Here is a 22,683-nt window from a genome sequence, read left to right on the forward strand (position 1 = left end):
TAACATTGAATATTAAATACAAAAAAGATGGAAACAACTGATAAAAGAGAAGCCATCAAGGGTGGTGAATTTCTGATAAAAGAAACCCCGGCAGAGCGGGTATTCATTCCCGAAGAGTGGAGTGAAGAACAGCGTATGATTGCCCAGACCTGCAAGGACTTTCTGGAAACAGAAATCTATCCGCGTCTGGAAGAGATCGACTCTATGAAGCATCCCGAGCTGATGCCCGGCCTGATGGACAAAGCCGGAGAACTTGGCCTGCTGGGCACATCAGTACCTGAACAGTACGGCGGCTTTGGCATGGACTTTAACACCTCCATGCTGGTAGCAGAAGCCACAGGCCCAGGCCACTCTTTTGCCGTAGCCCTTTCGGCACATACTGGCATTGGCACCCTGCCAATCCTGTACTATGGCAACGAAGAGCAAAAAGCAAAATACCTGCCCAAGCTGGCCACCGGCGAGTACAAAGCGGCTTACTGCTTAACTGAGCCCGATAGCGGATCCGATGCCAACAGCGGCAAAACAAAGGCTGTTCTCAATGCTGAAGGCACGCACTACATCATCAATGGCCAGAAGATGTGGATCACCAACGGTGGCTTTGCCGATATCTACATTGTGTTTGCCAAGATTGATGACGACGAAAACCTAAGCGCCTTTATTGTAGAGCGCAGCTTTGGTGGCATCACCATGAATGAAGAAGAGAAGAAAATGGGTATCAAGGGTTCTTCCACCCGCCAGATCTTCTTTAACGACTGCCCTGTACCTAAGGAAAACATGCTTTCCGAGCGCCAGAACGGCTTTAAGATAGCAGTAAACATCCTGAACATTGGCCGTATTAAACTGGCAGCCGCCGCATTTGGTGCCTGCAAGGCAGTTACCGCCAATGCCGTGCAGTATGCCAATGAGCGCAAGCAGTTTGGCAGGGCCATTGCTAACTTTGGTGCCATTAAGCACAAGCTGGCCGAAATGGCAGCACGCACCTATGCCTCAGAATCTGCAGGTTACCGTGCCGGCCAGAACATCGACGATGCCTACGAATCTTTAAGAGCCGGTGGCATGGAAGAAGCCCAGGCAAAGCTAAAGTCTGTAGAGGAGTTTGCCATTGAGTGCGCCATCCTGAAAGTACATGGCTCCGAGGTGCTGGACTATGTGGTAGACGAAGGCGTACAGATCTACGGTGGTATGGGCTTCTCTGCCGATGCGCCAATGGACCGCGCCTACCGCGATGCCCGGATAAACCGCATCTTTGAGGGTACCAACGAGATCAACCGCATGCTCACCATCGATATGATCATGAAGCGCGCCATGAAGGGCCAGATTGATCTGATGAGTGCTGCCATGGCCGTACAGAAAGACCTTACCTCTATTCCAGACTTTGGTGCCCAGGAAGAAGAAGGCCTTTTTGTGAAAGAGAAAAAAGTGCTGAACAACCTGAAAAAGGCCGGCCTGATGATTGCAGGTGCTGCTGCCCAGAAATTTATGCAGAAGCTGGGCCAGGAGCAGGAAATCCTGATGAACCTTGCCGATATGCTTATCCAGGGATATGCGGCCGAGTCTGCCCTGCTACGCACCGAAAAGCTGGCTGGCATGCGCGGCGAAGAAGCCGTACAGGCACAAATAGACATGACCCGCATTTACCTGAACCATGCCGTAGAAATAGTAGGCAAGGCAGGCCGTGAAGCCATCTATGCCTTTGCCCAGGGCGATGAACAGCGCCTGATGCTGATGGGCCTGAAACGCTACACCAAAATCGATCCTTTCAACCTGAAAGAAGCCCGCCGCCGTGTGGCTGATATCATGATCGAAAAGAACGGCTACCCGTTCTGATAAGATAATTGATGAAGGGGATTTTACTGCCTCTGCCAAAATTGGCAGAGGCTTTTTTGTGAAAAAAATTTTCCATGAACAGCAGCTTTACTGCAGCACCTGCAATAAGGTGGTGTTTAGTGTTTTGCTGCTGTTAAAGAATCGCCGTTTAACAAAGAGCAGCTGCACTGGTACTTATTCTGTTACCTTCCACCCCTCATGATAAAAGCCTTTCCACAGCACCCCTGGCTGACTTAAACAATTGTTCATAGCATCTTCTTTAATTATAAGGTATATGAATTGATATGGAAGAGAGCACCAAAAACCTCGGTGAAATACTGGAAAGCTATTGGCAGCAGTTTCTTATTGCCCTGCCCCGCATTGCCATGGGCATTCTGGTAATAGTAGTTGGTATTTTAATAGCCGCATGGCTAAGCAGGTTATTGCGACAGCGCCTGGAAGGCCGCATGGATGATCCCCTCATGGGCCGTTTTATTGCCAACCTGCTCAAAATATCCCTTATTATATTAGTGATTATGCTGGGGCTGCAGGCGGCAGGTCTTAGCGGGGTAGCAGGCGGTTTGCTGGCAGCTGCAGGCGCAACTACCGTAGTGCTTGGCTTTGCCTTCAAAGATATTGGCGAAAACTTCCTGGCAGGTGTTATCCTGGCTTTTAACCGCCCTTTCAATATCAACGATTCTGTTAAAGTGGGCGAAATTTTTGGAAAGGTAAAAGCCCTTGACTTCCGCTATACCCATATTAAAACCTTCGATGGCCGCGATGTATTTGTTCCCAACGGCACCCTGCTGCAGGAGCCTGTGGAAAACTACACCCGTGATGGCTTTTTCCGCTTTGACTTTGTGGTAGGCATAGACTATGATGATGACATAGATGGTGCAAGCCGTGAGATCCTGAAAGCAATTCAGGAAGAGCCGGAAGTTATTAATGAAGAAGGACACGAGCCATTTGTTGTAACAGAAGAGTTGAATGTAAGCACCGTAGACCTGAAGATATTTTTCTGGGTGAATACCGATGATTACAGAAAAGGAGCACTGGAAACACGCGGGCGTGTTATGCGGAATGTTAAAAAACGTTTGCTTGCAGAAGGCTACAGCCTGCCAGCCGATATACACGAGCTTAAGTTCTACGGGGGCGATCCTTTCCCGGTTCGCCAGCCTAACGGACAACACAAGCAGCAAGACAGAGCAGCAGTGAATAAACAGCAACAACCTTAGCAAAAACCTAAAGATTTGGTTCTGAGGCGCCTGCCCGGGGAGAACAATTTTTACATTTTCAAAATATTTTGTGCATCACGTAAGGAATCTCCTAAAGTTCAACATTCGCAAACCTTACTTCTCCCCAGGAACTGCTATTTAGCCAGTTTCTGCACACAAAAAATGGCTGTAAGAATAGCATGCGCTTTGGCTTTTCTAAAAAACATTATGTCGCTAATTGCACATATCTAAGCTGCAGTAGGCATATAAGAAACATCAACAGGCCCAAAAAACGCAAAATTGGCTATTTCTAAAGAATTCTTATAGAAAAAGAAGTAGACAAGCTAGTGGTAATACACAAGGCATCTACTTCTAAACCTACTTTCGGTACTATCTGCTAACTACTTCTTTATTAGCCCGCTATTTGAGTAAGTTCTGGCGCCTGCTTTCAGCATTAGTGCAAAAAATGAATTTTATCAACAGCACCTTTCATGTACAGGCAGTGCCTGAATTGTACCCTTTTTAGAGAGTGGACAATTTTTTTCTAAATTTCTTATCACATAGCAACGCCAAAAAGAAGTTCCACTCTAACTTTGTAGTGCCATGACACTGATTAAAAAAACACTCTTTACACTGATCATAAACCTGCTGATCATTGTTTCTTTCTTTGTATTTGTTAACTGCTTCGGAAAGCAGGAAATGTGGCCTGTAATTGTATCAGGTATGTTCTTCGCAACATTCCTGGGCATTAAAATTTCACAGATTTCTAAAGAAGGCCGCCGCAACCAGCCACGTTACCAGCGCGCCCGCTATTAATTAGCTGATACGGCTCCAGTTAACTCTTTCACGCGTCTGCGCCTCTACCTGGCGACGCACATTGCTGTTTTGCGACCCGCTAAGGTCGGGGTCTGCCTCCAGCAAATCATTTGCAGCCTGGCGGGAGAGCTTCATAATCTCGCCATCCTTGCCCAGGTCGGCTATGGTCATGTCCATGAGCCCGCTCTGCTGAGTGCCGGTAATATCTCCGGGGCCTCTTAACTTCAGGTCTATATCGGCAATTTCGAAGCCATCATTGGTGCGCACCATTGTGTCGATACGGATTCGTGCTTCTTTGCTCAGTTTTACGTCTGTCATCAGAATGCAGTAGCTCTGATCTGCGCCACGCCCTACACGCCCGCGTAACTGGTGCAGCTGTGCAAGCCCAAAACGCTCGGCATTTTCTATTACCATTACCGAGGCATTGGGTACGTTTACCCCTACTTCTATTACAGTAGTAGCTACCATTAGCTGCGTTTCCTTTTTGATGAAGCGCTGCATCTCAAATTCTTTTTCCTCGGGCTTCTGGCGGCCATGCACAATACTTACCTGGTACTGCGGCGGCGGAAAAGCCCTGGAGACACTCTCAAAGCCATCCATCAGGTCTTTTAAATCCAGCTTCTCCGATTCTTCAATCAGCGGGTATACCACATACACCTGCCGGCCCTGGGCTATCTGCTCTTTCATAAAGCCAAACATGCGCAGCCGGTGGCTATCGTAGCGATGCACCGTTTTGATGGGCTTACGCCCTGCCGGCAGCTCGTCTATCACAGACACATCCAGGTCGCCATAGAGGGTCATGGCCAGTGTACGGGGTATGGGCGTGGCTGTCATCACCAGCACATGCGGCGGAAACTCCCGGTTTTTTTGCCACAGGCGTGCCCGCTGTGCTACGCCAAAGCGGTGCTGCTCATCTATTACAGCCATGCCCAGGTTCCGGAACTGCACAGGATCTTCCAGCAGCGCATGGGTACCCACCAGTATGTGCAGCTGGCCTGCCTCCAGCGCCTCATGAATTTGCCTGCGCATTTTAGTTTTGGTAGAGCCGGTAAGCAGCGAAATATTGAGCCCCATTTTTTTGGCAAAGGGCTGCAGGCCCTGGTAGTGCTGAGTGGCCAGAATTTCGGTAGGAGCCATGAGGGCTGCCTGGGCACCACTGCCAATGGCCAGCAACATAGTAATAAAGGCTACAATGGTTTTACCGCTGCCAACATCGCCCTGCAGCAGGCGGTTCATTTGTTTACCGCTGCGTACATCGGCATAAATCTCTTTAATTACCCGCTTTTGCGCTCCGGTAAGCTCAAAGGGTAGCTGCTCGTTGTAGAAGCGTGTGAGCAGGCCCGGATCACTAAATACCTGGCCTTTATATTTAGCAGTTCTGGTAACTTTTAGTTTTAACAGCCGCAGCTGTATGTAAAACAGCTCCTCGAACTTAAGGCGGTAGCGCGCCCTTTGCAGCCGGTCATGATCTACCGGAAAATGGATCTGCTGCATGGCATCCAGCTTACCAATCAGGCTGTAGAGGCTTAAAAAGTCGGGTGGAAGGGTTTCGTTGATATGCTCCTTTGCCAGTGCCAGCAGGTGCTCCTGTATTTTGCTGATGCCCTTGCTATCCAGCCCCCGCACCTTTAGCTTTTCGGTAGAGTGGTACACCGGCTGCAGGTAGCCTGTTTTGTCGCTCTGGGCATTTAATGGTTCTATCTCGGGGTGTGCAATGCTAAACTTACCTCCAAAGCGGCTGGGGCTGCCAAACACCACATACTGCACACCAGGCTTTAGCTGCTTTGCCACCCATTTCTGTGCCTGAAACCACACCAGCTCCATTTCCCCGCTGCCATCGTAAAAGTGAGCTACCAGGCGTTTCTTATGTCCCTCTCCCACTGTTTCCATAGAGCGGATAACGCCTTTGATCTGCACATGGGGCATTGTCTCATCCAGCTCCGAGATGCGGTAAAAGCGGGTGCGGTCTTCGTAACGGAAAGGGTAATGCTGGATCAGGTCGCTATAGGTAAACAGGTTAAGCTCCTTTTTAAGGAGCTCAGACTTCTGCGGACCTATTCCCTTCAGGTATTCTATGGGTGTGCTAAAGAAACCTGCCATGTTTTAGTTGTGAGTAGGTGAGGGAGTGAGGATTGGCCGCTCCTTTGGAGAATCTGAAGCACATGGAATAGATACTGCAACGATTTCACATTGATCACCACTCATTGACCATTGAAGAAAGTTTGTAATATTACAAATTCATAAATTTCTACAAAAATAGCCCACCCCTACTGTGACTGTTTAACAAAGTATTACAGCAAGAATTACGAAACGATCAACTCACTCCCTCACTCCCTCACCACTTACGTCCCTTTCCCACTCCAGGGTGTTGAGCATGTGAATGATATCCTGTTTTACATATTCTATCACTGGCTCCAGCGAATCGTTTTGGGTGGCAGTACGGAAGTAGAGGGCACCCCGTAAAAAGTGCCTGGTAGAGTCGGTAATAAAGAACTGGAACTGGCTGGGCACCTCTCCGCTTAATTCTTCTACCACGGCGGTTTTGCCACTTGGTGTCTTTAGCACTGTTTCTTCTATGGCAGAGGCCTTTATCTGGTGCTTGGAGGTAAGCTTATAGGCATCGCGCAGGTGCTCCTTTAGCTTTTGCTCCGAACCATCCAGCGGCTTATAGGTAAGCTGTACGTTGGCATCCAGTTGCGGATAGTAGAGGTTAATCCAGTAGCGCTCGGCAATCCAGCTGGAGTCAGGCTTAATGCGGGCATGGCTGGAGTAATCGAAGTCGTAAGGAAAAGTATCGGGCAGGGAAGTATAACTGTGCTCCGGCAGGTTAATGCGGTTGTATGCCCTTGGTTTGGGTACATAGTCTGTACTGCCGCCACAAGCGGTAAATAAAGCAGAGGCTAGCAGACTAAACAGAAATATTCGAAATATCATGATGATCAGTGAATAATAGAAACAAGCCTTAGTTTAACCCGGGCTTTACAAATTTATTGCTCCTGCAGTTATAATCCGCCAGATAAAGTCAGAAATACAGCATCAGGGCGTTGCTCTACACACCTGCTTACGCAGCCATATAATACGGCGGGCAACTGTACAGGAGCATAGCTGGCAAGCACCGGGAGCCGTGCAATGGAAAAGACCTACAGGCCCGACTGGGCGAGGTTCTTACCAATATAATAGCCGGCCACGAACATAAGAATGCCAGCAACCACCAACCAGATAACGACCTTTTTAGGTATTCTATTCATTTATATAAGAAATGCTGCTTACTGCTCCGGATTAGTACCCTATTATGAAGAAGCTCTCACTCCCCTTGCAGGCTTAACTTCTGTAGCTACAGGCTTAATAAGCACCCGCACACGTTTAATGCGTTTCATGTCTACTGATACAACAGTAAAAACAAAACGGTCAAAATGGATTTTTTCGCCGGCACGGGGCAGCTTGTTGTTGATCTCCAGCAGGAGGCCACCCAGTGATTCACTCTCGCCCTTCACCGGCTCAAAAACAGTAGAATCAACAGCTACGATCTTTGCAAAATCATTTAGGGAAGTTTTGCCTTCGAACACATAAGTGGTTTCATCCAGCTTATTGTAGGCAATATCTTCTTCGTCAAACTCATCATTGATCTCCCCTACTATTTCTTCAATAATATCCTCCAGCGTAATAAGTCCTGAGGTACCCCCGTATTCATCTACCACTACGGCCATGTGTATGCGCTTCTCCTGAAAATCCTTCAGCAGCGAATCTATCTTTTTAGTTTCGGGAATATAAAACACCGGGCGCAGCAGGTCCTGCCATCTGAAATGTTCATTTTCCTGCAGGTAGGGCAGCAGGTCTTTTACATAGAGCAGCCCCTTGAGGGTATCTACTGTTTCTTCGTACACCGGCACGCGCGAGTAGCCCGATTTATTTACCTTATCCATGAGCTCATGAAAATCATACTCATAATCGAAGGCAGTTATATCGAGGCGGGAGCGCATTACCTGTTTTACCGTAAGGGTTCCGAAGTTTACAATCCCTTTCAGAATTCCTTTTTCCTCCTCGGTAGTACCCTGGCTTGTGGTAATATCCAGGGCCAGGTTAAGATGATCTACGGTTATCTGGTAGTTTTTACGGACGATGCGTTTCTCCAGGATGTTGCTGAACCTGATCAGGAACCAGCTTAGAGGCCTGAAGAAAGTCTCGGCACCGCTCAGAAAGCCCGACATGCGGCGGGCAAAATTTATGTTATTGCTGGTAGCATATACCTTGGGCACCACCTCTCCAAAGAACACAATCAATATTGTTACCAGAAAGGTAAGCACCGTAACCACCAGTCCTTCGGTAGTACGGCCACCCACAACCCGCCAGGTAACAAAAGTAGAAAGGGTTACAATGGCAATGTTGGTAAAGTTGTTAAGGATAAGAATGGTGGCCAGCAGGCTCCGGGGCTTTTCCAGTAACTTCAGTACTTTCTTATCAGCTGCAGCACTGCTTCTGTTGCACTCGGCCACATCGGCACTGTCAAAAGAAAAAAATGCTACCTCAGAACCCGATATAAGGGCAGAAAGCAAGAGCAGGCACACCAGGGCTATGCCGCTAATGATATAAAAGAACCAGTCGGAAGGCGATACAGAAATTTGCAGGGAGATTTGCAGCAGCGAATTGGGCAGCAGAAAGGGCAAACCAGCCCATAAGCCTACCTGCCCGAAGCCGGAAGAACCGTGATCGGCTATGTTACCAAAACTTTTTCCCGAAGGAGGTTCTCCCGGCTCCGACCGGTAGGGATCATCTAAAGAATTATCCAAAATCAAATATTTCGTTCAACCATCATTTTAAAATGGCAAATCGTCTTCATCGCCACCGCTGTTGCTAAAACTGGTTGGCTGGGGCTGTGAAGCTGTTTGCCCGGCAGGTTTCTGATATCCTCCGCTGTTATCGGCACCACCCTGGGCACTGCCATAATCGCCGCCGCTGCCTTCGGACCGGCTGCCGCCCAGCATTGTCAGGTTCTGGCCCATGATCTCGGTAATATACCGGGTCTGGTTGTCCTTATCCTGATAACTGCGTGTTCGGATGCGGCCTTCTACAAACACTGAGTTACCTTTTTTAAGATAGCGCTCAATGGTATCGGCAATAGGGCCCCAGAAAACAATATTATGCCACTCGGTTTGTTCCTGCCGGTTACCATCGCGGTCTTTGTATGTTTCTGTAGTTGCAAGCGGAAAATTAGCAACCTTACGACCACTTTCCATGGCACGTACTTCAGGGTCTTTACCCAAATTGCCAATCAAAATAACTTTGTTTACTCCAGCCATAAAAATTAATCTTAAAAGAAAGTTTACACCTTTCGGCTTTTACGTAGATATTTATACAATATACTTAAAATCGTACATCTTTCAAATAGTTTTGAATTAGCACCGGTTTTGGGATCTGCTCTGCCTCAGATGGCGAAAACCATACAAATTCAGGGGGGAAAACCAGTTTCCGAAGCTGTTTCTCTGCAAGCTTAAACAGGAAGAAGCGAACATGCAAGCGCTGATGTGTTAGCTGATGGCTGTAAGCTGGCGAGGCCTCATACATGGGCTGCAGCCGGAGCAGCTCCTGCAGCAGCGGGTCTTCCTCCAGGGCTTCCGGTTCCTCATGTAGCGTTAATGCTGACTCCAGCAGGTAAAAGTCGTACAGACCCTGCCATATGTCTCCGGCCGGCCGGGCGCGCATCAGCATTTTACCATCTGCAGATACAATTACCAGGTAATGGAAGTAACGGAAACGAACAGCAGCTTTTTTACTTTTTACCGGCAGCACATGCTGCTGGCTGTGGGCAAAGGCCCAGCACTGCTGCTGCAGGGGGCAGTAGAGGCACAGCGGTTTTAAGGGAGTGCAATGCAGCGCACCAAACTCCATAATAGCCTGGTTAAAGGTGTCGGGCTGCTGCCGGTCAATAAGTTGTTCACCTATGTTGAAGAATACCTTAAAAGCACCGGGGCTGGCAATGTCAGTGGTTTCGCCATAAAGCCTGGCAAGCACCCTGTATACGTTACCATCTACCACCGGAACAGCTTTTTGGAACGCAAAAGAAGCAATTGCTGCTGCAGTATATTTACCAATTCCAGGTAATTTTTGCAGCACTTCGTAAGATTGTGGAAAGATTCCACTATGCTGCTCCACCACCTGCCGGGCACAGGCATGGAGGTTACGCGCCCTTCTGTAGTAGCCCAGCCCCTGCCATAGCCTGAGCACCTCCTGCTCGGGTGCGGCAGCAAGCGCCTGCACGCTGGGGTAAGCCTCGATAAAGCGCTGATAATAAGGCAGTCCCTGCTGCACGCGGGTCTGTTGCAGAATGATTTCCGAGAGCCAGATCCGGTATGGATCCCTGCTCTGCCGCCAGGGTAAATCGCGGTGGTTACGCAGGTACCAGTCAATTAGTTTAGCGGCAACCAAGTGACTGTTTTTTATTGGGTTATCTTGCTTATACAAAGTTATTACTCCTTAGGGCGCTGTAATATTTTTTCTAAACCTATGTTTTTATATTGGGAAGCGCCTTATAGATTTGTGGACGTTTTTGAGAAACGGCAAGTTCGTTAAAACCTTTAAATACTAAAACTGTGACGAAAGCTGAAATTATTGCAGAAATTGCTGAGCAGACCGGTATCGACAAAGCCGACGTAACAACCACTGTAGAAGCATTCTTTGATGTGGTGAAGGAGTCGATGGCCAGCGGCCATAACATCTATGTACGTGGGTTTGGCAGCTTTGTCAACAAGAAGAGAGCTCGCAAGATTGCGCGCAACATCTCTCAGAATACCGCTATGGTAATTGATGAGCACTTTGTACCCAGCTTTAAACCTTCCAAAGTCTTCATCGACAAGGTAAAAAGCAGCGATAAAGTGAAGGAGTTCAATGACGAAATGAAACTAACCGAAGAAGTAGACGGTTAATCTCATTAAGAGCAAAGAACAAAATAAGTAATGACGGGAAAACAATGGGCCGGCATGGCAGTAGCAGGGGTATTAGCAGTAAGCATATACCTCCTGCCGCAAACGGTAGTAAATGGCGATAGCGATAAGCTGGCTGCTTCCAGCCCTGTGCCCGCATCTGACTTAGCTACAGCTGAAACTCCTGCGGTAGAGGAACATAGCGAAGATGATGGCCATGACCACAGTGCCGATGGCCACCTACACAGCGGGCAGCGACAGGAGCTGCCCCTTGCCGTGCGTGAAAAGCTACAATCTCTGAAAGAAAGCGCCTCAAAGACAGCAGATAAAGAAAAATTTGCTATATTTGCCGACTCATTAGCCGCCAACTGGTCTAAATGGGCCTGGCACGACAGTGCCGCCCATTGGGCAGAGCAGGCGGTTACAGCCGTTCCTACCACTGAACGCCGGTATATTGCAGGCAGCCAGTGGTACGAAGCGTTTCAACTGGCTCCTGATGTTGCGCAGCAGCGTTTATATGGCGAGCGCGCAGCCAACCACCTTAAAAAGGTGCTGGAACAGGACCCAACGAGATCTGACGCCCAGGTACGGCTGGCACTTACTTATGTGGTAACAGAAAACCCTATGCAGGGTATTACATTACTACGGCAGGTGCTTGAGCGTGAACCAAATAACACAGAAGCGCTTTTTCATATGGGTGTGCTTTCTTTCCAAAGCAGCCAGTATGACAAAGCAGTTCAGCGTTTTGAGCAGCTGTTAAAATTAGCGTCTGACCACAAGGAAGGGCATTTTTACCTGGCACTGAGTTATATAGAGCTGGGGCAGAATGCAAAGGCACGGGAGCACCTGCTGGCTGTGCAGAAATTGGAGACAGACCCTGAAGTAAAGGCCGCTGTAGACAGTTATTTGGGCCGACTTTAAAGCAAATTTTATTAATTATCGTTCAAACTAAAAAAAACGGATATGCCTTGCGGTAAAAAGAGAAAGAGACATAAGATTGCGACCCACAAGCGCAAGAAAAGACTTAGAAAGAATCGCCACAAGAAGAAGTAAGGCGCTTCTTGAAAGGGCGTAACTAACGAGCTACTCTCTTCTCACCTCTTGCATGGGTATGCGAGAGGTGTACTTTTTTTGTTTAACTTAATATACGATAACCTTGAGTTACGAACTGTTAATCAATTCTACTCAGGATGGTAGCCGTATAGCCCTCTTAAAAAATAAAGGCCTTGTTGAGTTTCATCTGGAGCACGACGAAAGTCGGTTTACCGTAGGTGATATTTATCTCGGTACGGTACGTAAAGTATCTCAGGGGCTCAACGCAGCGTTCATTGACATTGGGTACGAAAAAGACGGATTTCTGCACTACCTCGATTTGGGGCCGAGGGTGCAGTCATTAAACAAGTTTACCAAGCTGGTACAGCAAGGCAAACTATCAGGTAGTGCGCTGGCCGGAAAACTCGGCAGCTTTAAACTGGAGCCTGAAATTGACAAACACGGCAAAATCGGACAGGTACTTAGCAAGAATCAGCAGATTCTGGTACAGGTAGTTAAAGAGCCAATCTCTACAAAAGGCCCCCGCCTCTCCTGTGAACTCTCCATTGCCGGCCGTTACCTCATTCTGGTGCCTTTTTCCGATAGCATTAATGTATCGAAAAAAATAAGCAACTCAGAAGAGCGCCAGCGCCTTATGCGCCTCATTACCTCCATCAGACCCGAAGGCTTTGGTGTGATCATCCGCACAGTAGCCGAAGGAAAGGAAGTTGCCGAACTAGACCGCGATCTGCAGGAACTTGTGAACAAGTGGGAGGCCGGAATAAAGAAATTGCGCAGCGCCAAACCACGGGAAAAGATCATTGGCGAAATGAACCGCGCCTCCTCTATTCTTAGAGATGTGCTCAACGAAAGTTTTGATGCCATCATTACCGACGAAGAGGAGATGTATTCCGACATCAAAGATTACATCCGCTCCATTGCTCCAGACAAGCAGAAGATCGTAAAACTCCACAACGGCAAAGTAAAGCCATTTGAGCAATACGGCATCGAAAAGCAGTTAAAAAGCCTTTTTGGCCAGACTGTTAGTCTTCAGGGAGGTGGTTACCTGGTAATTGAGCACACCGAAGCCCTGCACGTGATTGATGTAAACAGCGGAAATAAATCAAACTCCGCAGAAGATCAGGAAAGTACGGCGCTACAGGTAAACCTCCAGGCAGCAAAAGAGGTAGCCCGGCAGCTGCGGCTGCGCGATATGGGTGGCATTATTGTAGTCGATTTTATCGATATGCGTAAGCCCGATAACAAGCGCAAAGTTTATGATGCGGTTAAGGATGAAATGAAAGACGACCGCTCTAAATTTACCATACTGCCACTAACCAAGTTTGGCCTCATGCAAATTACCCGGCAACGGGTTAGGCCAGAGCTAAACATTGCCACACGCGAAAAATGCCCCACCTGTAATGGAACCGGAAAAATAACAGCTTCCATTCTGGTATCTGATGAAATTGAAAACCATCTGGACTACCTCATGACCCGCCAGAACGAGCGCAGCATTAAGGTGGCCCTGCACCCCTACCTCTATTCTTACTTTACCAATGGAATTATATCCAAACGGATGAAGTGGTTTATGAAGTATAACCGCTGGGTTAACCTGGAGCAGGACTCCTCACTGGGCGTAACCGATTACCGGTTCATGAATGGTAAAGATGAAGTTATTGAAGTACCCAAGTAAGTAAAGCTACAAGCTATTACCCTATCATTTTGAGTAGAAGACAAAAGCCCGCTGATGGATTCAGCGGGCTTTTCTTGTTTAATCATCTTCCGGGAAGTTGCCAGATCGCTCCACACCCCCTCAATTCGGCATGTAACTTTTATTTGCTTTATTAACAATTATGCCGTCAGAACAACAGCATGAGCGCCTCCCGAATAAGCCGTAACACAGGCAAAGTAGCGCAAAGTAGCCAACCGGACCCATGGGGCTAATTACAAAAATAATATATGCCATTTCGTACTTTTCGGTACTTATGTATTTTCCAGCACAGCTTTAAAACTTTGTAAAAAAACAAAAAGCCACCCGGCTTAGCCAGGTGGCTCCTGAATATGAGGAGCAAAAAGCGCTCCTGCTTCTTTTTAAAACTTAACCCCCAGGTCGAGCCCCAACAGGTCGTTATTAATTCTAAGCTTATCGTCCAAACCATTTACCTTGGCAGCCGCATTGATAAGGCCTCTGTTGTAAAAGAAACCGCCAAAAAGAATGGTGTTATAGCCCAGGCGGTGCTCCACACCCGCACCCAAATGCAGGCTCACATCAAAAAACTGAAAACGATCCACAACAGGCACATCAACATCTGTCTGCTCATTGATTTTTACCTCCAGCAGGCCCCCCAGCTGAAAAAACAGGCGGGTATCCAGGGCTAGTTCGTTTGTAAATAATTTAAGGGTGGCAGGTATCTGAAGGTACTGCAGCCTGTAAGATTCCGTTGTAGGAGTATTGCCCCGCCTGATCTCCAGGCCTACCCGTTTAGGGGCATACAGTATACCTGTGCTAAAAGAATAGTTATCGGTGATAAAATGATCATAAATGGGCCCGAACACAAAGCGGCCTCCTACTCCATCAGAAGAAAATGCCGCATCATTTCCCTCATAATTGATACGGTTCGAAGAAAGGGTTGGAGATAACTTTATTCCTATTTTACTTTGTGCCTGAGCGCCAAACGCTAATACCAAACCCAGCAAAAACAAACATGTCTTTTTCATACAACAATCAGTTAACCTTTATATATCGTTTATTAATACTTTTTCCTCTTTGCCTGCTGCTATTTAGCTGCGGCAACAATGCTGATGATGCTATAGACAGACCCGATGTATCTGATATTGAAGTGGAAGTAAGCATTCACAGACTGGAGCAACCTCTCTTCGAAGCAAAATCGAGGGACGAAATAAAAGCATTTTTAGAGGAAAACGAATTATTCGCCCAGAACTTTTTGAGGATTAACGAATATCCCAACGATTCGGTTATTGTAGATCAGCTCTGGCAGCTTTCGCAAGATCCGCACCTCGATACTGTTTACCGCGAGTCGCAGCAGATCTTCCCGGACCTGAAAGCCTGGGAAGAACAGTTTGAGACAGCTTTTAAATACATTAAGTTCTACTATCCTGAATTTCAGCCCCCGGTAATTTACACAGTAGTAAGTGGCTTTAGCACCGATCTGTTCATGACAGAAGATATGATCGTGATAGGCCTTGACTATTTCCTGGGACCAACCGCTACCTACCGCCCGCAGGAGCTGCCCCAGTATATTCTGCACCGCTATGCACCGGAGTATGTTGTGCCGGGTGCCATGCTGCTGCTTTCTTCCCGCTTTAACCAAACCGACCTTAGGGATAAAAGCATGCTGGCCGAAATGATCTACTACGGAAAATCTTACTACTTCGTAGATTTTGTACTGCCCTCGGCAGCCGACAGTGTTATTTTAGGATACACTACAGAAGAACTGCAGGGCGTAAACCAGAACAAGGGAACCATCTGGAATCACTTTCTGAAAAACGAACTGCTGTTCGAGACCAACCACGTGCTCAAGAAAAAATACCTGGAGGAGCGCCCAAAAACATTGGAAATAGGCGACAAAGCACCGGGTCGTATTGGCAACTGGCTGGGCTGGCAAATAGTACGCGCTTTTATGGAAAAGAAGGACGACCTAAGCCTGCGCCAGCTGATGGAGCTACCGGATGCCCGCTATATCTTTAATGAGGCAAAATACCGCCCTGAAAACGAACGTTAAACCAGCCCTTCCAGCAGCGCTGCAATACCTCCCGTAACAGTGCTGCGGGAAAACATGGTTTCGGCTGTGTGGCGTGCGTTTGCCTGGGCCTGCTCCAGCAGGCGTGACTCCTGCAGGTAGGGGTGCAGCTTTTCAGTAAATTCAGACGGTTTATCACCAGGTGCATAAAAGCCGCACTGCTGCTGCTCTACCAACTCTTTTAGCCAGCCACTGGTATTCACCACACAGAGCTTAGCAGCAGCCATGGCATCAAACAGTTTATTGGGGCTGTTGGTCTGCAGAATTGGCTGCGGACCAAAAGAGGTGTAGCTTGCATCGCTCACTGCCAGGTAATCCCGCACCTGTTCTTTGCCGCCAAAGGGCATAAAGCTAAGGTTATTTAAGGCTGCGGCCTCCTGCTTAAGCCGCTCCAGCTCACTACCAGCGGCAGCAATCAGAAAATGCACAGGCAACTGAGCACACTGGCATGCCTTAGCGGCAGCCAGCAGGTACTCCAGGTGGTTGGTAGCCCCGGCAGCACCGGTATAGCTCACTACAAACTTACCCTCCAGTCCCCAGGCTTTTACCAGTGCTGCAGGTTTTGGAACAGGCCTGAAGAATTCACAATCGGCCATATTTGGCGCCATGTGTACTGCTGCCCCGGGGTGCAGCTTTTTGATACCATCGGCAATACCCGGAGACAATGCCACTACTACTGCTGCCTGCAGGTATATCTGCTTCTCCAGTGCTCTAAGAGATTTTATCAGCAATGGATTCCTGATCGCTCCCATCTGGATGGGCGCTTCCGGCCACAGATCACGCACCTCGAATAAGTAGGGCACCTTATAACGTCTATGCGCATACAGGGCCAGCAAACCAATGGTAAGGGGGCTGGAGGTAGCATACACCAGGTCGGCAGGCATTAGCTCATCTATCCGTTGCCTGGCCAGCCACAGGTATTGTACAAAGGCCTGGATGCGCCTGCCGAAGCCCATGGCGTTATCGTAAGGTACTGGCAGGTAATGCACCTCCATGCCTGCAATCTGTTCCCTTTTTTCAACTGGTCCATTCCAGCTGGTGAGCATTAGCACCTGGTGCCCCCGCGCGGCCAAAGCTTTTCCTACATAGTACGAGCGTATGGCCCCTCCTTCTTCGGGTGTTTTAAAATACTGATGGAGGTAGAGAATGCGCATGGGGTGTAAACAGTTCAGCCAAAGTTTTTTTCCAGCCATCCTGCCAGCAAGGCCAGTGCCATTAGTTCCTGGCTATAGTCTGCCCTGCCCTGCCGGTGGGCCTGCAGCAGGTTCTGTGTAATGGCGGGTGGCAATATTTCGTGCAGCGGATGTTCCTTTTGCTCCAGCCACTGCCATAAAAAATCTGTTTTATCCTGCTGTACCCAGGCTCCAAAAGGCAGACCAAAGCCCTCCTTGGCACGCCGGGTATAGGCCTTGCCTCCGTACTTCTGCAGCAGGGCCTTTAGTATCCACTTTCTCCCCTTCTGTAACAGGTAAGTGGCCGGCATTCGGGTAATATATGCTGTAAGTGGTGCATCCAGGTAAGGCATGCGCATTTCCAGGCCCCACTGCATACCGGCTTTGTCGTTCAGTGCCAGCAAATCAGATACTAAATAATGTTTTCTGTCGTGCTCCAGCGCCCACTGCAGCGGCTCTGCCCCTGATGCTTCCTGCACCCGGGCACCATTTGCGAGTATAGACAGGCTGGTGAAATTAACAAAGGTCTGGTAGGGATTGCCACTTAGGTTTTTGCCAAACTTCTTCATCAGCTGCCATTGCTTACGGCCCGGCACATTTCTGCCTGCGGGCAGTAGGTTGCTGCCACTCCTGAGAAAGGGCAGTAATGATTTTATCAGGCCCTGGTGATCTAAGTATTTTGCAAATGCGCTATGGCGGTGGTAGCCTGCAAAGAGCTCATCGGCACCTGCCCCGCTTAGTACTACCTTTACTTTAGCGGCTGCATGTTCGCTTAATAAACAGCTCGTTATCCAGGCACTGTCGGCAACAGGCTGATCCTGGCGATGGCTTAGCTCCTGAAACCTGCCCAACACTGTATCGGCCTCCAGGAGCAGGTGCTGGTGGGAGGCCTGGTATTGAGTAGCCGCTTTTTCAGCCCATTTATAGTCCTGCGTACCCCAGGAGGCATCGTTGGCCTTGTTGCCCAGCGTAAAGCAGAGAGGCAGCTGCCAGGCCGCATGCTCCCGCAACAGGGCCAGCATAAGGGTTGAATCTACCCCGCCACTTAAAAACAAGCCTACCGGTTTATCGGACTGCAGGTGGTTAAGCAGGGCATCAGTCAGGAGCTCCTCTACCTTTTCCAGCACTTCCTGCTCATTAAGTTCTCCCGGCGATAGCAGGCTTACATTAGCAGGGGCCGGGGGCACAAAAGAACCCTCTACCGGCTGCTGGTGGGGCGTAAAGAGCAGATAGTGGCCGGGCTCCAGCTCATGAATATTCTGAAAAAAAGTCTGTGGACGGGCAGCAAACTTGTACTGCAGGTAGTGCATGAGCTGCGGCTCGTTAAGCCGCTTTTCCACCAGCCCGCTGGCCAGCAGGCCCTGCAGCTCCGATGCTGCCAGCCACACATTATTTTGCCGGGTGTAGTAAAGGGGCTTCTGCCCCCAGCGGTCCCTGGCCACAAGCAGGCAGGGTTCGCCATTCTCCAGGCCCTCGTAGTAGAGCAGGGCAAACATGCCGTTTAATCTTTGCAGCACTGCTTTACCCCAGATAAGCAGCGCATACAGCACAACTTCCGTATCTGAGGTGCTGCTAAAGCTGCAGCCCTGCTGTATCAGCTCATTGCGGAGCTCGGTGTAATTGTAAAGCTCGCCATTGTAGCTTAGCCATCCCTTTTTACTGCCCCATATGCGGTGCATGGGCTGTTCTGCTGCTGCAGTGGTGCCCAGGATCTGCAACCGCCGGCTCCCCAGGGCAAGCAAACCTCTGCCCCAGGGCAGGTTCACCGCCCCACCACTATCGGGCCCACGGTGCTCCTGCCGGCTTTGCATTTGCAGCAGCAGAGAGTCTGCGGCAGGTTTTGCAGCCAGTGCCTCTTCAGGGTCTATGATCAGGCTAAGGCCGCACATCTTTAAAGCTGCTTAACGTTCTTTTCAAAATACCGGCAAAAATGGGTAAGTGGGCATACATTACATTTAGGTGTACGCGCTACACATACATAACGGCCATGCAGGATCAGCCAGTGGTGGGCATGTGGTATCAGGTTTTCCGGTATATGCTTTACCAGCTCTTTTTCTACCTCCAGCGGTGTTTTGGCCTTTTGGTTTACCAGCCCCAGCCGCTTGCTTACCCTGAACACATGTGTATCTACCGCCATGGTAGGCTGGTTATACACCACAGAGGCAATTACATTGGCAGTTTTGCGCCCTACACCTGGTAATTTCTGTAGCAGCTTTACATCGGCAGGCACTTCGTTATTAAACTCCTCCACCAGCATTTTAGCCATGCCCAGCAGGTGTTTGGTTTTATTGTTGGGGTAAGAAATGCTTTTGATGTAGGGAAAAAGCTCATCGAAATGGCTGGCTGCCAGGTGCCGGGCTGTGGGAAATGCCTCGAATAAGGCAGGTGTGGTCATGTTCACCCGCTTGTCGGTGCACTGGGCGCTTAAGATAACAGCCACCAGCAGCTCATATGGATTATTGAAGGCCAGTTCAGTTTCGGCCTCCGGCATGTTAACAGTAAAGTAATCTATGAAGGCTTTGTATCGCTCTTTTTTTAGCATAAGCCAAAGATAATGAAAATACAGTATTTGGGCAGATGGGGAGGTTTTTTGCAGTATGATGCAGTTACAAATTAAACGGGCGCCTTAAAAACATGGCAAAGCTTGCACCTTTTTAATCTGTAGCCTCGTTACACCCAGTACAGCTACAAAAGCACTGTATTATTTTTAGACGATGGAAGCATGAGTACCCGGAAATTATACACTTTACTGGTTGTGCTGGGTTTGGCTATGGTCTGGCTGGGTTTTCTTTTTACCTATGAGTTAAAGATTGCAGAACACACACATACATCTGTAGAACAGGTGGCGGAGAAAAACACCGGCAACACCATACAACCAGAAGATGAAGAATCGCAGGCTGCTGGCTTAAACAGCAGTGATGCCGTATCAGAAGCAGGTTTAGGCTTTCCAATGGCGCTTGCCGGCCTGGGGATGATTTTTGTAATCGGTGGTGCTTTCAATTTCAGAAAGCAAAATAGTTAGCAACAGAACAACATAATAAATGCAGAAGCCCTGTTTACGTGTGTAAACAGGGCTTCTGCATTTAATTTAGTTTTTAACTTCTTAAGGCTGCCATATTCATGGCGCCCGCCCAATGCATAATTCTGTCGGTTACTGCTTCCGAAGGTTCAAGAAGCAGATCGTCAAGCAACTGGAAATCATTCTGTAGTTGCTCCCACTCTTGCTGCAGGCGCTCATCTGTCAGAAGCGCGATTTCAATTTCTTTGCTTTCTTCAACTGAGGTATCCTCATAAAGGTACCTTAGCAAATCATCCGGGGTAAAGGTTTTGATCATAGGCGATATTATTGCTCTCCATCTTTTTTCTAAGATTGATAAGCGCATATCGCATACGACCCAGCGCGGTGTTAATGCTTACTCCGGTTGCATCAGCAATCTCCTGGAAACTCATTTGCATGAAGTGCCGGCGTATTAAAACATCTCGCTGTGCATCTGGCAGCTCTGCAATGAGCTGATACAGCAGGTTGTGTGTTTCGTGCCGGATTTGTTCATCCTCATAGGTGCCCTCGGAGAACTCCACCGTATTAAAAACAGGGTTGGTATACTCCATGTTTACCACGGGATACCGCTTCTGCTTGCGGAAGTAGTCTATAGCCAGGTTGTGCGCGATGCGCAATATCCAGGGAAGGAATTTGCCCTCCTCATTATAACGTCCTGATTGGATGGTGTTGATAGCTTTTACGAAGGAATCCTGTAAAAGATCTTCTGCTATCTCGGCATCCTTCACAATCAGGTAAATAGCCGTATAAATCCTCGACTTATGACGCTCGACGAGTGTCTTAAAGGCCTCTTCGTTGCCATTTTTGTACGACAGCACTAATTCGCTATCGTTCAATCCATTTTTCCTCATGTAATTGTCTGTTAAGCTAACGTAGAGGTTCAGGCCATAGTATCGGGTCTAGAGGTTTAGTAATTAAAAATTTTTAGAAGGGTATTCGGTCTTTACTCAAATATACCGAACAGCAGCATAATTAGCAATAGAAGTAAGGCTTTAGGCAAGAATTAACAGATTTTAACGTTAATGGCTCCTCACAACTCTCTGCTACTCAATAACAACAGCCTCAAGTATCTTGCCAAAATGTTCATATATCACTAATATTGACTCATGCAGAAGTCTTTTTTCTCTCTCCTGTTGTGTGCACTCCTGATGGGAGCAGCACATATGGCTACAGCACAGCAACTGAGCCTGCAACCCTATGCCGGGATTGGCCTTAGCCTGATGAAGGACAAAACTCTGGATCAGACCTGGAACCCTCCTGTGTGGGGTGGCGGGCATGCCTCTCTATACAACACCACCGACAGAGACCTGCATTACACTTTACCAGCACCGGAAGCCGGACTGCGCACTCAATTACAAGTAGCCAACAAATGGAGTCTGCGGCTGGAAACCGGCCTGCAGCAAATGCGCTACAGAAGAAGAGTGGAGAAAACACTCTACACCAGTGGCAACATGCAGTACAGCTTTGCCGAGTCAGACATCGAGCTTCTTTTTCTGCACCAGAGCCTGGAAGGCGCCTACTCAGTTACACCACGTATACTGCTAAGTGCAGGTGGCTATGCGGGCACCCTGCTTACTTCGGTGCAGAACATGCCCCTCTTTCCCCCTGAAGCCGGTACTCCCGGCACTTCAGAAGCATATACAAAAGCCGGCCACGGATTACGGGACACACAGCTGGGCCTGAAAGCCAGCCTTTCTTATGAGCTTCCCCTGGGAATTACCACCACCGCCGGCATACGGCAAAGCCTGCAGTCGCTTTATACGGCAGAGGCCCAGCCGGCCGGCCCCATAAAACCTATAAGCTTTAGCCTTACTGTAGGATATAAGTTTAAAGTAAAAAGCCAGCCTAAGGCGGCAAATTAGCTTACCAACGCTTCAGTTTATACTGAACACCCAGGCTAAGCAGGTTAGCTTTGGCCCTTCTACTGGCTGCATCGTTTGCCGTATAAACAGGTGTTAAGCTATGCTGAAGCCCCAGCGACAGGGAAAGATGGCTGCACAGATCATAAGCCCCTCCTATGTGAACGCCCAGCACCTGATCATTAAAGTTTGCCCCGCTTTTGTCTTTTTCTGTTGTGATGGCATAAACCGGCTGTTGGCCGGGCACAACTGACCCTATGCTAAGTTGCTGAACCCACACCTGTGAATAGAGACGATGTGACAGATTTACGCCACCGCCAATCCATATTTTTGGCAGCAGCCGGTAGCGGGCGCCCAGCTCCTGGCTCAGATACAGCATACTTGTTTTTCCGCTGCGTTGATCATTTCCAATAATCATACGATCTTCTGGTGCTGCTTCGGGCGCCTCAACCCACAGCCCCTCTCCGGAAAAAGTCCTCATGTTCTGCAGCTCAACCCTGGGCTGAAACCTTAACAGATGCAGGCCAAGGTTGTGGTACAGCTGTAGCCGGTCATTCAGGGCATAACTTAAGTTACCCTTCAGGTAGCCGCCGGGCTTTTCCTGATAGGCAGTTGCAATATCTACCACATAAGCAGTGCTGGAATAGCCCGGGGGCGATAACGGATAATTCCCCGGCATTACAGCTCGTTCCGTATAATCGGGTATCCAGCTTTGCTGGAAGCCTCCTTCGGCAGAAAGCTGCAGTTTTTGTGCAGCTACTGGCATTACACAGGCTAAAAACAGGCCTGTTGCTACATAAATTGTCTTTAGCATGGGGCAGCGCGTTATAAAGTAAAAATACAACAATAGCTGAACTTAGCTATAGCAACACTAACATTTTTTTGAACAATATCAAGAATCATGGTGTGGCAGGCAATTTTTTGCTCCGGTGCCGGAGCAGTGCCCGAACCAGCACCTAAATCTGCTATAAAGTATTGTGCCAGTTTAAACATTCACCGCTTGTTGCAGCGTTATAATACTTCAGCCTCTCCCCTTTTTTTTGTATTT

Annotated in this window: 21 protein-coding genes and 1 pseudogene; 9 read left to right on the plus strand and 13 right to left on the minus strand. The window is 48.5% G+C overall.

From position 1 onward, the window contains the following. Positions 1-27: 27 nt before the first annotated feature. The 3 genes from KWJ01_RS25495 to KWJ01_RS25505 all read left to right on the plus strand — a co-directional run bounded on the left by KWJ01_RS25495 (position 28) and on the right by KWJ01_RS25505 (position 3,836). Entirely contained in the window at positions 28-1,827 is a 1,800-nt protein-coding gene (locus KWJ01_RS25495) for an acyl-CoA dehydrogenase family protein (RefSeq protein WP_224999963.1), read from the plus strand. 284 nt (positions 1,828-2,111) lie between these two features. Then, complete coding sequence (locus KWJ01_RS25500) at positions 2,112-3,041, plus strand: mechanosensitive ion channel family protein (RefSeq protein ID WP_224999964.1); 930 nt, start codon at positions 2,112-2,114, stop codon at positions 3,039-3,041. Positions 3,042-3,623: 582 nt separating this feature from the next. After that, positions 3,624-3,836 (plus strand): hypothetical protein, encoded by a 213-nt coding sequence (locus tag KWJ01_RS25505; protein ID WP_224999965.1) that lies wholly within the window; start codon positions 3,624-3,626, stop codon positions 3,834-3,836. Here KWJ01_RS25505 and recG read toward each other — a convergent pair whose 3' ends face one another. The 5 genes from recG to mutY all read right to left on the minus strand — a co-directional run bounded on the left by recG (position 3,837) and on the right by mutY (position 10,295). Next, a complete protein-coding gene (gene recG / locus KWJ01_RS25510; RefSeq protein WP_224999966.1) occupies positions 3,837-5,936 on the minus strand; it encodes an ATP-dependent DNA helicase RecG in 2,100 nt (699 codons plus the stop codon). It abuts the gene before it with no gap. 219 nt (positions 5,937-6,155) lie between these two features. After that, positions 6,156-6,770 (minus strand): gliding motility lipoprotein GldD, encoded by a 615-nt coding sequence (gldD, locus tag KWJ01_RS25515; protein ID WP_224999967.1) that lies wholly within the window; start codon positions 6,768-6,770, stop codon positions 6,156-6,158. Positions 6,771-7,126: 356 nt separating this feature from the next. Beyond that, entirely contained in the window at positions 7,127-8,623 is a 1,497-nt protein-coding gene (gldE, locus tag KWJ01_RS25520; RefSeq protein WP_224999968.1) for a gliding motility-associated protein GldE, read from the minus strand. Between the two features lie 27 nt (positions 8,624-8,650). After that, positions 8,651-9,133 carry a single-stranded DNA-binding protein gene (locus KWJ01_RS25525; RefSeq protein ID WP_224999969.1) on the minus strand — a complete coding sequence of 161 codons (483 nt, stop codon included), beginning with the start codon at positions 9,131-9,133 and terminating at the stop codon, positions 8,651-8,653. Between the two features lie 64 nt (positions 9,134-9,197). Beyond that, positions 9,198-10,295 carry an A/G-specific adenine glycosylase gene (gene mutY / locus KWJ01_RS25530; protein ID WP_224999970.1) on the minus strand — a complete coding sequence of 366 codons (1,098 nt, stop codon included), beginning with the start codon at positions 10,293-10,295 and terminating at the stop codon, positions 9,198-9,200. Between the two features lie 122 nt (positions 10,296-10,417). On the opposite strand from mutY, the pseudogene KWJ01_RS25535 reads away from it, so the two are divergent. The 3 genes and pseudogenes from KWJ01_RS25535 to KWJ01_RS25545 all read left to right on the plus strand — a co-directional run. Further along, positions 10,418-10,756, plus strand: a pseudogene (locus KWJ01_RS25535) (HU family DNA-binding protein); the annotation flags it as partial. A 30-nt stretch (positions 10,757-10,786) separates the two neighbouring features. After that, positions 10,787-11,674: a tetratricopeptide repeat protein gene (locus tag KWJ01_RS25540; RefSeq protein ID WP_224999972.1), complete on the plus strand. Its 888-nt coding sequence runs from the start codon at positions 10,787-10,789 to the stop codon at positions 11,672-11,674. 235 nt (positions 11,675-11,909) lie between these two features. Beyond that, a complete protein-coding gene (locus KWJ01_RS25545) occupies positions 11,910-13,478 on the plus strand; it encodes an Rne/Rng family ribonuclease (protein ID WP_224999973.1) in 1,569 nt (522 codons plus the stop codon). Between the two features lie 398 nt (positions 13,479-13,876). On the opposite strand, the gene KWJ01_RS25550 is transcribed toward KWJ01_RS25545, so the two are convergent. Then, complete coding sequence (locus KWJ01_RS25550) at positions 13,877-14,503, minus strand: porin family protein (RefSeq protein WP_224999974.1); 627 nt, start codon at positions 14,501-14,503, stop codon at positions 13,877-13,879. Here KWJ01_RS25550 and gldB point away from each other — a divergent pair. Further along, positions 14,491-15,528, plus strand: a complete 1,038-nt coding sequence (gene gldB, locus KWJ01_RS25555; RefSeq protein ID WP_224999975.1) for a gliding motility lipoprotein GldB — start codon at positions 14,491-14,493, stop codon at positions 15,526-15,528. The genes KWJ01_RS25550 and gldB overlap by 13 nt on opposite strands. On the opposite strand, the gene KWJ01_RS25560 is transcribed toward gldB, so the two are convergent. Genes KWJ01_RS25560 through nth form a run of 3 tightly spaced genes read right to left on the minus strand, consistent with a single transcriptional unit; the run spans position 15,525 to position 19,260 of the window. Further along, positions 15,525-16,700 carry a glycosyltransferase family 4 protein gene (locus KWJ01_RS25560; RefSeq protein ID WP_224999976.1) on the minus strand — a complete coding sequence of 392 codons (1,176 nt, stop codon included), beginning with the start codon at positions 16,698-16,700 and terminating at the stop codon, positions 15,525-15,527. The genes gldB and KWJ01_RS25560 overlap by 4 nt on opposite strands. A gap of 14 nt (positions 16,701-16,714) precedes the next feature. Further along, the gene (asnB, locus tag KWJ01_RS25565; RefSeq protein ID WP_224999977.1) at positions 16,715-18,607 is read right to left on the minus strand and encodes an asparagine synthase (glutamine-hydrolyzing); all 1,893 of its coding nucleotides are present in this window, start codon (positions 18,605-18,607) and stop codon (positions 16,715-16,717) included. Positions 18,608-18,609: 2 nt separating this feature from the next. Then, positions 18,610-19,260 carry an endonuclease III gene (gene nth / locus KWJ01_RS25570; protein ID WP_224999978.1) on the minus strand — a complete coding sequence of 217 codons (651 nt, stop codon included), beginning with the start codon at positions 19,258-19,260 and terminating at the stop codon, positions 18,610-18,612. Between the two features lie 180 nt (positions 19,261-19,440). Here nth and KWJ01_RS25575 point away from each other — a divergent pair, with 180 nt between their 5' ends. Further along, positions 19,441-19,740, plus strand: a complete 300-nt coding sequence (locus KWJ01_RS25575) for a hypothetical protein (RefSeq protein ID WP_224999979.1) — start codon at positions 19,441-19,443, stop codon at positions 19,738-19,740. Positions 19,741-19,813: 73 nt separating this feature from the next. Here the strand turns inward: KWJ01_RS25575 and KWJ01_RS25580 are convergent, their stop codons facing one another. Then, complete coding sequence (locus KWJ01_RS25580; protein WP_224999980.1) at positions 19,814-20,053, minus strand: hypothetical protein; 240 nt, start codon at positions 20,051-20,053, stop codon at positions 19,814-19,816. After that, complete coding sequence (locus tag KWJ01_RS25585) at positions 20,028-20,627, minus strand: RNA polymerase sigma factor (RefSeq protein ID WP_224999981.1); 600 nt, start codon at positions 20,625-20,627, stop codon at positions 20,028-20,030. Before KWJ01_RS25585 ends, KWJ01_RS25580 begins: the two co-directional genes overlap by 26 nt. 255 nt (positions 20,628-20,882) lie before the next feature. On the opposite strand from KWJ01_RS25585, the gene KWJ01_RS25590 reads away from it, so the two are divergent. After that, positions 20,883-21,638 carry a hypothetical protein gene (locus tag KWJ01_RS25590; protein WP_224999982.1) on the plus strand — a complete coding sequence of 252 codons (756 nt, stop codon included), beginning with the start codon at positions 20,883-20,885 and terminating at the stop codon, positions 21,636-21,638. 1 nt (position 21,639) lies between these two features. Here the strand turns inward: KWJ01_RS25590 and KWJ01_RS25595 are convergent, their stop codons facing one another. Together KWJ01_RS25595 and KWJ01_RS25600 are read right to left on the minus strand one after the other, a co-directional pair. Beyond that, the gene (locus KWJ01_RS25595) at positions 21,640-22,449 is read right to left on the minus strand and encodes a hypothetical protein (protein ID WP_224999983.1); all 810 of its coding nucleotides are present in this window, start codon (positions 22,447-22,449) and stop codon (positions 21,640-21,642) included. Between the two features lie 11 nt (positions 22,450-22,460). Further along, complete coding sequence (locus KWJ01_RS25600) at positions 22,461-22,628, minus strand: hypothetical protein (RefSeq protein WP_224999984.1); 168 nt, start codon at positions 22,626-22,628, stop codon at positions 22,461-22,463. Positions 22,629-22,683: the final 55 nt, after the last annotated feature.

The organism is Cesiribacter sp. SM1 (assembly GCF_020178975.1).
Taxonomy (GTDB): domain Bacteria; phylum Bacteroidota; class Bacteroidia; order Cytophagales; family Cyclobacteriaceae; genus Cesiribacter.